The sequence below is a fragment of the Aureispira anguillae genome (assembly GCF_026000115.1).
GTDB classification, from domain to species: domain Bacteria; phylum Bacteroidota; class Bacteroidia; order Chitinophagales; family Saprospiraceae; genus Aureispira; species Aureispira anguillae.
Genome location: NZ_AP026867.1, coordinates 4,020,668 through 4,033,819, shown reverse-complemented (window position 1 = coordinate 4,033,819; position 13,152 = coordinate 4,020,668). Strand labels below are relative to the sequence as shown.

Here is a 13,152-nt window from a genome sequence, read left to right as displayed (position 1 = left end):
AGATCTTTTTATCTTTTATTGATTTAAATTTTTATCGTTTAAAAACTTCTTCATGAAAACCTGCCACTAAATCTTGTAAACTATTGTTTTTGCACATGGCGTTGAGTTCATCCCGAACCACTTCAAATTTGTTATGAAGGGGACAAGGTCGTTGGGCATTACAAGCCATTAACCCTAACCCACATTTGTTAAACACACCAGCCCCGTCTATTGCTTCTACTATATCATAAATAGAAATATTGTCTAGGGGTTGGGCAATATAAAATCCCCCAGAAGGACCTTTTTGAGAACAAATAATTGATCGTTTGACTAGGTTTTGTAAAATTTTAGCGGTAAACGACTCTGGCGTATTGGCCAATATGCAAATCTCTTTAATTCCTATCTTTTTGCTTTCTTTGCCCGCTTCAGCAATGACAATTAATGCTCTTATTCCATATTCACATGCTTTAGAAAACATAATCTACTTGTTTATTGATTAAGTGTAGTACAAATATAAGATAAAAAGGTCTTTTATTCCATATTTGTGGAAAAAGATTCAAAAAATAGTTGAAAGAGGAGAGAGGTTGATTGGGCTGGGCTTTGAGAGGCAACAACAAGTTTTGTAGAATATAAGGAAATCAATAACTTTGAAGCGATCTAGTTTCTAAAGTTCAATATCCAAACGGCATAATTAAGACCGTTAATTAAAATTTCCACATGATTGTCAAAAGACAACATCTTTTAAATTAAAAAGCAATGCTAGGATTATTACAGCGCATAGGGATCAGTTTTTTTCTTTTTTTAGGTTGGTTAAGTTTTATTCAAGCCCAGCAGCTCCCCAAAACACCTTATGCGCCCTATGGAGGAGTTTTTACTCCAAAGGGGACTTTGAGAGTATTGTTTGTGTTTGTCACCTATAAAGACAAAAGTTCATCTAATCCTAATTTTGAGAATAAAAACTACCCACTTCCCGATTGGAATTATACCTCCAATAATAAACTGCCTGACTTTGTGGACAAAGAAACAGGAAACTGTCCTCAATATATATTTAATAAGGTAGCAGACTTTGAAAAGTATATGGATGAAGTACCCAATAATTTTTCTAAGGAATTTGCTTTAATGTCCAATGGTCAATTTAAGTTAATCGGAGACGTTTTTAAAGATGCCAACGGAAAACCAACAGTAGTCGAAATTGACCCAACAGGGGGATATTCTTGGTCTCACCTTAATGGGCGAGCAGTTGAAGCCATGCAGAAAATTAATCCTAATGTTGATTTATCTCGTTTTGATCAACGCAAGAATTTACCCAATTTTAAATTTGATAATTCAGATACCAGTCTACATAAGCCAGATGGCATACTTGATTTTGTGGTGTTTGTGCATCGTTATAACAAAAACTGGAAAGAAGCACCCAAGCCAGGAATGAGGGGTTGGACAGGATCAGGAGGAGGTTTTGCAGCAACGGGAGTATTAGCCAAAAATAGAATTAATGGTTATCGAATAGCGGAAGGGTTTACCATGACCTACCGCTCTGGTGTTTTTGTACATGAGGTTGCCCATGTTTTATTTAATGCCCCTCATATTATGGGCGTTAATAATGTGGTTGGAGATTACTTTTATTTGTTGAGTGCAGGCTGGGGAATTATGTCTCCTATTAGCATGTTCCGAGGTTTTAATGCTTGGGAGCGTTGGTATACTGGTTTTTCGGACTTGGTAGCAGATGTAAAAACAGCAGAAGATCTAAAGGCGAATAATGTCTTTGTATTGCGTGATTTTTTTACAACGGGAGATGCTATGCGCATTCAAATTCCCTTTTCGGGAGGACAATATTTATGGTTAGAAAACCACGCTAAACTTCATCCCATGGATGAGCATCCTTGGAAAGGGAGTGTTGTAGGAGTTGGGGATACGGTTGCAGGATCAGCCAAAGGTATTTATGCCTATGTAGAAGCAATAGAAAGCAGCAGAAATGTGATTTTTTCCCCTCTATCTAGCCGTGCCAATGGTATAAAGGTATTGCATGCAGGTGGAAATTATGATTATCACTTGTATGAGGAGCTTCCCGATCTTAGGAACAATTGGGGCAATGTAATGAAAAGCTTTAAGAGAATGCAAGAAAACCCAATTTCGGGTATCAACAATCTATATCGATTTCCTTATGATAAAAACAAGGATGGCATCATCAAAATAGACCCTAATTATAACTCTAGTAGAACGGAGTGGTTTGTGCCTATTTTTCGGGAGGAAGTACAGCCTGATTCATTTGTAAATATTTATGGTTGTTATGGTGTTTATAATGCCCAAAAATGCCAAAATTATAGCCGCCCTGTTGCTTTTAGAGCAGGCGATTATTTAGATATGAGTTCTAATCCCATGCCGCTGAATTATCCAAAGTATAATCTAAAAGAAAAAAAGTTAGCTCCCTATAAGTTGAATGGCTTGGCACTTAAGTTTTCTAAAATAGAACATACAAATGATATGAAGGTTGAAGTTCGTTTTGGGCAAACTAGTTTGTGTCAGGATAGGCGATGGACTGGAAATATTCAGTTGCCTAATATAACAGGAGATGACCAAGCAGACTTGGAAGTTGCTCCATGTATAACACTAACCTTAGATAAAAGTGGAACAACCAATACACATGTCCAAACAGAGGCAGGAGATTTTGTGCACCCTACCGTTTTTACCGTAAAAAGTGGGGCTACCTTGCACTTAAAACAACGGGCTAAGTTGATTGTTAAAGCCAATTCAAAACTAATTGTAGAGGAAGGAGCAAAAATACGTTTGGATAAAAAAGCACGAATTATCATCAAACCTAGTGCCGAATTTATTTTTAAGAAAGGGGCGATTGAAAAACATAATCGTGCAAAGGTCATTAGAGAGAGGAAAAGTTAACTTTTGTCTTTGTTATTTAGAATTTCTCTAAATAATAAGGAGTGTTAACAAAACGATAAAATAGGCATAAGAAAACAAAACGAAATTTTATATTTGCAGCATAGCTGGTACCTTTATCAGCTCTTATTAATTTATTTACATTATATTAATTTATATACAAGCTATATGACACTCTCAACAGGTCTTATCTTTGGTATAATTTTTATTTTGATGTTTATTGTTGTAATCGCAACAGTTGCAGAAGGTTTGGTGAAAATTGCTGCAAAACATCACGGTGAAAATCCAGAGAAATACGGCGTCTTACCTAATGACTTGCCAAGTATACTCAACCGAGGTGGAGGTTCCCCTAGTTATGTTTCTCAAAACGACCATTATGTCAACCTAAAAAAAGGTTTTGACATTAATCTTTTGGGGGCTGCATCACTAGAGCATGGAATAGTATCTGTGCATTCTTCAACTTATGCATTAAAACCCAAAGATTTTATTGGCATGATGCCAATTCCTAAAGTGGTTCTTGCAGAAGGTGACTCAGTGAAAGCTGGAGATACTGTTTTTTATGACAAAAAACGTCCAGAAATTAAATATGCAGCTCCAGTGAGTGGTGAAATGCTTAAAATCCAAAGAGGAGACAAGCGTTCTATCAATGAAGTTGTAATTTTGGCGGACAAAGAAATTGAATACCGTCAGTATGAGCTACCTAACTTGGACACCGTAAGTCGTGAAGACTTGGTTGCATTCTTGTTGGATTCTGGTGCTTGGCCATTTATTCGTCAACGTCCATTTGACATTGTTGCAGAGCATACTATTATGCCTAAGGCAATTTTTGTAACTACTTTTGATACAGCTCCTTTGGCTCCAAGTTTTGATTTAACAGTAGCTGGAAAAGAAGCTGAATTTCAAAAAGGGTTGGATGTCTTAGCTAAATTGACGAACGGAGGATTGCACTTAGGTTTAGATGCAAGAGGAGATAAAGCTCCTGCTGCTGCCTTTACAAATGCTACGGGAGTACAAAAGCACTGGTTTAATGGTCCACATCCTGCTGGAAACGTAGGAGTGCATATTCACCATGTAAGTCCTGTTAATACTGGCGAAACAGTTTGGCACTTGGATGTACATGGCGTTTTAGTATTAGGAACTTTGTTTACCAAAGGTATTTTTGATACAGAGCGTGTAATTGCATTGACTGGAGATGAAATGCCAAATCCTCGTTATGTAAGAGCGCATCAAGGGCTTTGCATCGAGAAAATGGTTGCTGATGTTCCATTTACCGAACAAATTACTACTACAGATAAAGAAGGGAAACCTGTTTCTATTAATAGAAAAGCAATTCGTTTAATTTCTGGTGATCCATTAACAGGAAAAGAAATTGAACCGAATGGCTATTTAGGCTTTTTTGATGATCAACTGATGACCATTGAAGAAGGAGACTATTATGAATTGTTTGGTTGGTTGATTCCAAGAACGGGGCATCCTACTCAAAATCGTACTTTCCCTGGAGGTTTTGTTCCTAGTTCTGTTTATAAAGCAGATACGCAACAAAATGGAGAGCATAGAGCATTTGTTGTTTCTGGTGAATACGAAAGTGTTTTACCAATGGATATTTATCCACAATATTTGTTGAGAGCAATTCAGGCAAATGATTTCGAAAAAATGGAAGGTTTGGGAATCTTAGAATTGGGAGAAGAAGATGTTGCTTTGTGTGAATATGTATGTACTTCTAAGCATCCTGTTCAAAAAACACTTCGAGAAGGTTTAGAGTTGCTAAGAGAGCAAGGCTAATCAATCAGTATATAATAATAATATTAATCTAGTAGAAATAAATACTAATAATAAAGTAACCTTATGGGACTTTTTGATGTAGAATTTTGGAAAAAGATAGAGCCAAGCAAAGACAAAAAATTTGCACATGGTCTTTATGACGGGCTTTTTACACTCTTTTTCAAACCTAACGAGGTGACTCATGGAGGCACTCATATTAAGGGTCCTATGGACCTAAAGCGTTTGATGATTCACGTAGTGATTGCATTGCAATTGTGCTATGTACTAGGTGCATACAATATTGGTCATCAACATTTTTTGGCGCTAGGTGAGCATACTGGTGTTTTGGATGCTGTACATCTAAAGCTAGTTATCGGACTAATGTCTATCTTACCCCTTTTTATAGTATCTAACTTAGTGGGGCTAGGAATTGAATTTTATTTTGCTTCACAAAAAGGACATCCAATTGAGGAAGGGTACTTGGTAACAGGAGCATTGATTCCTTTGATTATGCCGCCAGACATTCCGTTGTGGATGTTATCTTTGGCGATTATTTTTGCTGTATTGTTGGCAAAAGAGGCATTTGGAGGAACAGGAATGAACGTGGTTAACATTGCTTTGATGGCACGTGCATTTATTTTCTTTGCTTATCCTACTGAAATCTCAGGTGATGCCCCTTGGGTAGCTGCTATTGATTTTAATGCTGGTGTAACAGAATATAGTTTCTTGCATACTATGTTTAATGGTTTGTTTGAAAGCTTTGGATGGACAACGTTCCTTAATGGACAACCACTCTTAGAATCCTTTACTGGTGCAACGCCATTGGTATTGGCAAGAACTGGAGGCTGGGAGGCTGTAACAGAAGTATATTCTACAGGAGCTATGTTTGTAGGAGGTATTCCTGGTTGTGTTGGAGAAACTTCTAAATTGGCAATTTTAGCAGGTATTGGTATCTTGTTATTAACACGTGTTGCTAGTTGGAGAATTATGTTTTCAATGACATTGGGTGTTGCCCTAACAGGTATGTTATTTAACGTTTGGGGCTTTAATGCTTATATGGATGTACCTTGGTACAATCATTTTCTAATGGGTGGTTTGATGTTCGCTTTGGCCTTTATGGCAACCGATCCAGTTACTGCTTGTGGAACGAATACTGGTAAGTGGATCTATGGATTCCTAATTGGGGTATTCGGTATGGTTATTCGTGTAATGAATCCTGCTTACGCAGAGGGATGGATGTTGGCTATTTTATTGATGAATGTATTCGCGCCAACCATTGATTTCTATGTAGTAGATGCAAATATTAATAGACGTTTAAAAAGAGCTAAAGCTAAATAAAAATGGGAGAGAAAAAAGAAATGAATGTTTACGTGTATGTATTAATGATTACATCCGTAACCGCTTTAATCTTATCGCTTTTATATACTAGTCTCAATCCAATTTTTGAAGCTAATAGAGCGGAAGCTAAAAAAGTCGCAATTTTAAGTTGTATTCCTGATTCTACAATTGTTTTAGGCGATCCTAGTTCTGTAGAAAAAGCTTATGGAAAAGTAGAAATGGTTGCTGTAACAGAATCTGGTCAGGTATTTACTAAGGACGACTTGGATAAAATTAATGCAACAGCAACAGGTGGTGCAAAAAAATACAAAGAATTGGCTGAGTTAGACTTGGGCAATGAAGAAAAGAGAAAACCTGAAGATCGTTTGTATCCTGTTTATGAATATTCTAATGAGAATGGCAAAAAGACTTATGTTGTTGCTATCCGTGGGAATGGACTATGGGACAAGATTTGGGCTTATATTGCTTTGGAAGCTGATTTGAATACCATTGCAGGAGTTTATTTTGATCACAAAAACGAAACACCAGGTTTGGGTGCGGAAATCAAAGACAGTGAGAAATTCAAAGCTCAGTTTATTGGTAAAAAAGTTTTTGAAGGTTCTAATGTAGCTTTGACTGTGTTGAAGCGTCCTAAAAAAGGAGAACACTTTGTAACAGGGATTTCTGGAGCTACCATTACTAGTGATGGGGTAACGGTTATGTTTGACAAAGGAATGAGCAAGTACGAAACTTACTTCGAAACACTTCACAACAATAAAAAATAGAAATTGCATCTTGCAATTCAATAAAAAATTATAAACTATAAATAATTGTAGCACAATGGCTGATACTATAGTTGATTCAAAAAAACAAGGAGGATTACTTGGAAAAGAAGAGCGTATGCTTTTGAAAGATCCGCTTCACAGTAATAATCCTATTACCATTCAAGTTTTGGGAATTTGTTCTGCTTTGGCAGTAACAGGCTCGGTATCCAAATCTTTGGTTATGGCAGTGGCACTTATTTTTGTATGTGCATCTTCTAGTTTAATTATTTCTTTGCTTAGAAATTCTATTCCTAGTTCTATTCGTATGATTGTACAATTGCTTGTAATTGCAGGTTTGGTACAAATTGTAGAAATCGTATTAGGAGCATTTGCTTATACTGCTTATGTAGAACTTTCTGTATTTATTGGTTTGATTATTACCAACTGTATTGTAATGGGACGTCTAGAGGCGTTTGCAATGGGCAACAACCCTTGGCAATCGTTCTTGGATGGAGTTGGAAACGGTTTGGGATATGGATGGATTTTGGTAGCCATGGCTGTCGTTCGTGAGCTATTGGGCAAAGGTACTTTTATGGGATGGGAAATCTTATCTCCAGAATGGTATGTTGCCAATAACTTGATGGTTTTGCCAGCATCTTCTTTATTCGTAATTGGTATCTTTATCTGGATACAGCGTGCCGTTGATCCTAGCTTAGTAGACAAATCTTAATACTAGCTTTCAACCAATTTTTCTTGTAAATTATTATAAATCTAACGATAAAATGGGCGATACATTAAATATCTTTATCAAAGCTGCCTTTATTGATAACATGATTTTAGCATATTTCTTAGGAATGTGTTCTTATCTTGCTGTATCAAAAACTGTAAAAACTGCTGTGGGTTTAGGATTGGCTGTCATCTTTGTATTGGGCATTACGATGCCAATCAACTGGGCAATTAATACTTACCTGTTGTCTGATGGAGCGATCATACCAGGAGTTAACTTAACCTTTTTGCGTCTAATCTTGTTCATTGCTGTAATTGCATCTATGGTACAATTAGTAGAAATGATCATTGAGAAAGTTTCTCCAGCACTCTACAATTCATTGGGGATTTTCCTTCCTCTAATTACGGTAAACTGTGCCATCCTTGGGGGGTCTTTGTTTATGGTCTCTAGAGAATATGGTTTTGGAGAGTCTGTATCTTTTGGATTGGGTTCTGGTGTTGGATGGTTCCTAGCTATTGTAGCAATTGCATCTATTCGTGAGAAATTGCGTACTGCAGATGTACCTCCTGCTTTGAGAGGTTTGGGAATTGCATTTATCATCACAGGATTAATGGGCATTGCCTTTATGAGTTTGGCTGGATTAAACCCTAGCGATTTTAATTAATTATGACTTCTGCCTTATTGCGTAGTAACAATACTGCCAATAAATAAATATCATACTTATGACAATAGTAGTATCTATAATTGTTTTTTCAGTTTTAATTTTGATTCTATCTTCAGGATTATTAGCTGCTAGAAAGAAGCTGTTACCTCAAGGGGATGTAACGCTCTCTATTAATGATGGGGAAAAGAAAATTAGTACTAAGCCTGGTGCTAATTTGTTGACTGCCTTATCGGCTGATAGTATCTTCTTGCCATCTGCTTGTGGTGGTGGTGGAACTTGTGCCATGTGTAAATGTCAAATTACTGCTGGTGGTGGTGAGCCATTAGCAACAGAAATGAACCATTTAACTCGTAAGGAGGCTTCAGAACACTGGCGTTTGGCTTGCCAAGTAAAGGTGCGTGCTGATATGGACGTAGTGGTTCCTGCTGAGGTTTTTGGTATCAAAAAATGGGAATGCGAAGTGGTTTCTAACTACAACGTTGCTACCTTTATCAAAGAATTTGTGGTAAGAGTTCCAGAACCTGTATCTTTTGATGCTGGGGGGTATATCCAAATTGATGTACCTGCTATTACAGTAGATTACAAGGATATGAACATTGATTCTCACCCAAGAATGGGCAAGGCTAAAGATGAGTTCGAGGCAGAGTGGAATACACTAGATATGCGTCAGTTCAAAATGGTGAACGAAGAGCCTATCTTCCGTGCTTATTCTATGGCTAACCACCCTAAAGAAGCTGAGGAACAGCAAATCATTATGTTGAACATCCGTGTTGCGCCACCACCACCAGTATTTCATATGGTAGATGGTAAGCGTCAGTTCAAGGAGTACATGGATGTGAATCCTGGTATTTGTTCTTCTTATGTGTTTGGTTGTAAACCTGGCGACAAAGTAACTATTTCTGGTCCTTATGGTGAATTCCATATCAAACCTACCAAAAAAGAAATGGTTTATATTGGTGGTGGTGCTGGTATGGCTCCATTGCGTTCTCACTTATTCCACTTGTTCCACACCTTAAAAACTAGAGATAGAAAAGTGTGTTATTGGTATGGTGGACGTGCACCTCGTGAGTTGTTCTATATTGACGACTTTAGACAGATTGAAGCAGAGTTTGATAACTTTACCTTCCACATTACAATCGATAGAGATCCTAAAGATCCTAACTGGGTTGAGAAGAAGGATATTCATGATAAAGATGGAAACTGTTTCTTTGGTTTTGTTATGCCTGAGTTGAAAAGACATTATTTAGATCATCATCCAGAACCAGAAGAGATTGAATATTATTTCTGTGGTCCTCCAATGATGGCTCAATCTATCTTTACTTGTTTAGATCAATTGGGTGTTCCTAAAGAAAATATTGCATTTGATGATTTTGGTGAGTAAAACTTGCTAAAACAACAATGTTGCTAATAGAATTAAGCGTTATTTCGGTCATCCGAAATGGCGCTTTTTTTTGTTTTCTTTTATCTAAACGCTTGCGTTTAATAAAAGGAAGTGTTATTTTTGTTTAGACGATAGCGTTTATAAAAATAATAAAACAATTAAACGATAAAATATGCCCAAAGTAGTTGCACAAAAGGAGGATTGGATTGAGCTAGGATACCAACTGTTTACTCAATCGGGAGAAAGAGGAATTGTAGTGGAAGCAATGTCAAAGGTCTTAAAATGTAATAAGTCTAGTTTTTATTGGCACTTTAAGACCAAGAAAGATTTTATGAATTGCCTAGTGAAGTTTTGGATAGATAGGGACACACAACGGATAATGGAGCAGGTTAAAAAAGCAGCAACCGCCCAAGAGCAACTGGATTGTTTATTGGAAATTACCTTCAAAAAAGACCCCAATCTCGATTTTGTCTTTTATCTAAAACGATATGCACAGTCCAATTCAACGCTTCAGCATTTGATCGACCAAATTGATGCAGATAGAATTCAATTTACCGCAACTCTATTCCACAACTTAGGGAGCCCAAAGAAAGAAGCGCACAGAAAGGCTGTTTGTTTTTACAAATACCTAATTGGTTATCACGAAATGATTCGTTACAAAGAGCAGGGCAAAGACTATATAGAAGAGGTAAAACAAGAATTAGATTTATTGTTAAAATTTTAGTTATGAAGCATAAAAATACCTACTGGATTATTGGAGGCTTACTCAATCTTTTTACGGCAATGATACATTTGATGGGAGGGCAGTTGACACTGATTGATCCTTTGTTAAAAAGTGGCTTAGAAGCTCAGGTCAAAACTGAATTATTGGGCGTTTGGCATACCGTAACGGTGATTTTATTTCTAAGTACTTATGTATTGATCAAAAACGGTATTGGCCGTTCTAATCCAGCTCAAATTACTGCCATTAATAATTGGGGATGGATATATCTTTTATCAGGATTGGCATTTATAGGAGTTAGTTTATTGCATTGGGTTTTTGCTCCTCAATGGGTTTTATTGATTCCTATTGGAATTTTTTGTTTGCTGGGAGTCAGGGAGCATTGAAAAATGATACGGCTCCAATTTGATAACAGTACCTTATGTTTTTTGTTTTTTTATTATAAGAGCTTAGTTTAAATATTATAAATAATATAATATTTATTGGTTGTTTTGTTGAAATATAGTATCTTACATATATTTCAAACCAATTCCCTAATTAAGTTATGAAAGGCAAGGATTCCCAATCAGAAGATAGAACCAGTTTGGCTATTTCTAATCAAAACTCAGAAGCATCCAATCAAACCACAGATTTTGTAGACAACAGCCGAGAAGCTCAAGAGGCAAGAAGACTACAAAATATGGCAGATAATAGTGAAGAGTCTTTGAAAATGCAACAATGGCAAAATAAGATACAGCAGTCTGAAGAAAATTCAACAGGATTACCCGATGAGTTGAAGACTAACTTAGAAAATATGTCAGGAATGGCACTGGATCATGTCAAAGTACATTACAATTCTTCTAAACCTGCAAAATTAGGAGCCTATGCCTATGCAAAATTCCCTAATATCTACATAGCTCCTGGGCAAGAAAAATATCTTCCAGAAGAAGCTTGGCACATGGTGCAACAAATGCAAGGCCGTGTAGGAGCTACACAGAACGTCAATGGAACGCCAATTAATGATAACCCTTCTTTAGAAAAAGAGGCCATACAGGAGGGAAAAAAAGCTGCTAATAGCATCCAACAAAATAAAAAGAAGGACTTGGTTCAGAAGAAAGGACAACAAGGTGTTGTTCAACGGGCTAAAATAGAGAAAAAGTCGCATTATGGGACTTTTTCGGTGGATGATGCTAAATATAAGTTTATTAATAGTGATGGGCAGTTAGATCTTGACCTTACTTTTGAGCCTACAGGAAATGCTGACGCTACAAAGGTTGGCTTGGTACAAGTAATTAAAGATCAAAAAAATGGTAAAACTAATTTTATTGACCCTAATTCTAGTACAAAAGCAACAAAAAATGGTTCTTATGTAGATCAATTATCAGATAATTTAAATCCACTTTATGCAACAGGAGGGGTAGTTCCAGCAAAAGATGATGATAAATTGGAATCTTATTCTACCCCTGATGGAACACACGCAACAAAAGACCCTGTAAAAGGTTGGACTCCTGCTAACATAAAGGATAAACCAAGTATTAGTGGAGGAGCAAACTCTATGAAAGAATTTGAAACATCAGCCTTAGCTTTAGAAGGAAAGGATAAAGGAGAGTATTATGGTTCTGTAAAGTGGGGCTGGGAAAGAGATGGTTCTGGAAATCTTAGCAAAATTGATTTTGATCTTGTTTCTATGGGGGTGCCTTCTAAAAACTTTATGGAAGCGGCAGAGAAATGGAACAATGGAAAAGCTAGAGGTACTTTAGTTGTTAAAAATGATAATACAGATGCAGTTTCTATGACTTTAGTCAAACAATTTGAATTGCAAAAGGGAGATGAAGTTATACAAAAGGAAACACTAGGATCAGCTACCCAAAGTTATATTTCCTTTGAAGTAAAAACTTCCTCAAAAGATGCTACTCTTATTGGAAAGACTGGTATTATGAAGATTGAAGAACTAGAAGACAAAGGAGATGGAAAAGATACAGTTGATTTACCGATGATAAAAGTATTAGTCCCAACAGAGGATGATGTCTTTTTATATAAAGATCATGATAGACGAAAACTGCTTATAAAATTAAAAAGTGATACTCGTATGAAAAAAATTGATGAGGATGAAGAGAGAGGAATGGTTCAGATCGAAATCGTAGATGGGGAAAAAATTACTAAAGAAGGATGGGTATCTAAATCAAAAGTAAAAGATGAATAGTTTAATTTTTATACTGCTATTTTCATTTTGTAGTTGTCAAGCACATCAAACTACCTCAAAAAATAATGACTTAAACACAGATATGACACATTCTAAAAGTGATACCATAATTAAAAAACTGGTAGAAGACGAATATGGTGATTTTTTTAATTATGCCATTCAAGATCAAATTATTAAGGATGTCTGGGCAGAAGCAGGTGGGGTTGCTCCTCTAAAAGCGATTGTAATAGATGAAAAAGCACCAACGAAAGCACGTCTTTTGGCTTGCGAAGTCTTGATGAAAAATGAATTCACTTTTTTGCGAGATGAAGAGGTGAAAATAGACCGTGTTGCAGCTATTTATACGAATGCTTTGGTAAACAATACCACAGGAATGGCAAATTCTTGGGGATTTCTTTATGAACATAGGGACGAAGGACCTATTGGAATTATGTTGGTGATGCTTGGAGAAGAAGCGATTCCAGAGTTGGTTAAGTTATTAGACAATGAAACTATACATAAGTATCATGGGAGCAAAGAAGCTACAGTAGGAAATGGCTATCAATTCCGAGTAAAAGATTTTGCAGCCTATTATATTTGTAGAATAAAGAATATTGAAGCAGTTTACCATGAGACACATGCTGCTCGAGATACAGAAATTGAAAAATTGAAAGTGTTTTTAGAGAAAGATAAAAACTAAGCTTGCATTCTTCATTGTTATAATCAAAAAAGATAAAAAGATTTCTAAGAAAGCTGAATAAGCGTTTTTAGAAATCTTTTTTATTAAA

At 36.4% G+C, this 13,152-nt stretch carries 12 protein-coding genes; 11 read left to right on the top strand and 1 reads right to left on the bottom strand.

The annotated features are described in order from the left end of the window. Positions 1–31: 31 nt before the first annotated feature. Entirely contained in the window at positions 32–457 is a 426-nt protein-coding gene (locus tag AsAng_RS15695; protein WP_264788048.1) for an RrF2 family transcriptional regulator, read from the bottom strand. Positions 458–735: 278 nt separating this feature from the next. Here AsAng_RS15695 and AsAng_RS15690 point away from each other — a divergent pair, with 278 nt between their 5' ends. From AsAng_RS15690 to AsAng_RS15640, 11 genes are all read left to right on the top strand, one after another. Further along, positions 736–2,871 (top strand): metallopeptidase domain-containing protein, encoded by a 2,136-nt coding sequence (locus AsAng_RS15690; RefSeq protein WP_264788047.1) that lies wholly within the window; start codon positions 736–738, stop codon positions 2,869–2,871. 165 nt (positions 2,872–3,036) lie between these two features. Continuing rightward, the gene (locus AsAng_RS15685) at positions 3,037–4,650 is read left to right on the top strand and encodes a Na(+)-translocating NADH-quinone reductase subunit A (RefSeq protein ID WP_264788046.1); all 1,614 of its coding nucleotides are present in this window, start codon (positions 3,037–3,039) and stop codon (positions 4,648–4,650) included. Positions 4,651–4,713: 63 nt separating this feature from the next. Next, positions 4,714–5,967, top strand: a complete 1,254-nt coding sequence (locus AsAng_RS15680; RefSeq protein WP_264788045.1) for an NADH:ubiquinone reductase (Na(+)-transporting) subunit B — start codon at positions 4,714–4,716, stop codon at positions 5,965–5,967. Positions 5,968–5,969: 2 nt separating this feature from the next. Then, positions 5,970–6,731: an NADH:ubiquinone reductase (Na(+)-transporting) subunit C gene (gene nqrC / locus AsAng_RS15675; protein WP_264788044.1), complete on the top strand. Its 762-nt coding sequence runs from the start codon at positions 5,970–5,972 to the stop codon at positions 6,729–6,731. 55 nt (positions 6,732–6,786) lie between these two features. Beyond that, positions 6,787–7,440, top strand: a complete 654-nt coding sequence (locus AsAng_RS15670) for an NADH:ubiquinone reductase (Na(+)-transporting) subunit D (RefSeq protein WP_264788043.1) — start codon at positions 6,787–6,789, stop codon at positions 7,438–7,440. Between the two features lie 52 nt (positions 7,441–7,492). Continuing rightward, positions 7,493–8,101: an NADH:ubiquinone reductase (Na(+)-transporting) subunit E gene (gene nqrE, locus AsAng_RS15665; protein WP_264788042.1), complete on the top strand. Its 609-nt coding sequence runs from the start codon at positions 7,493–7,495 to the stop codon at positions 8,099–8,101. Positions 8,102–8,159: 58 nt separating this feature from the next. Continuing rightward, the gene (nqrF, locus tag AsAng_RS15660; RefSeq protein ID WP_264788041.1) at positions 8,160–9,482 is read left to right on the top strand and encodes an NADH:ubiquinone reductase (Na(+)-transporting) subunit F; all 1,323 of its coding nucleotides are present in this window, start codon (positions 8,160–8,162) and stop codon (positions 9,480–9,482) included. A 172-nt stretch (positions 9,483–9,654) separates the two neighbouring features. After that, on the top strand, positions 9,655–10,206 hold the full coding sequence (locus AsAng_RS15655) for a TetR/AcrR family transcriptional regulator (RefSeq protein WP_264788040.1): 552 nt from the start codon (positions 9,655–9,657) through the stop codon (positions 10,204–10,206). A 2-nt stretch (positions 10,207–10,208) separates the two neighbouring features. After that, positions 10,209–10,589, top strand: coding sequence for a hypothetical protein (locus tag AsAng_RS15650; RefSeq protein ID WP_264788039.1), 381 nt, complete (start codon positions 10,209–10,211; stop codon positions 10,587–10,589). Between the two features lie 158 nt (positions 10,590–10,747). Then, positions 10,748–12,385, top strand: coding sequence for a hypothetical protein (locus tag AsAng_RS15645; protein ID WP_264788038.1), 1,638 nt, complete (start codon positions 10,748–10,750; stop codon positions 12,383–12,385). Further along, a complete protein-coding gene (locus AsAng_RS15640; protein ID WP_264788037.1) occupies positions 12,378–13,064 on the top strand; it encodes a hypothetical protein in 687 nt (228 codons plus the stop codon). Before AsAng_RS15645 ends, AsAng_RS15640 begins: the two co-directional genes overlap by 8 nt. Positions 13,065–13,152: the final 88 nt, after the last annotated feature.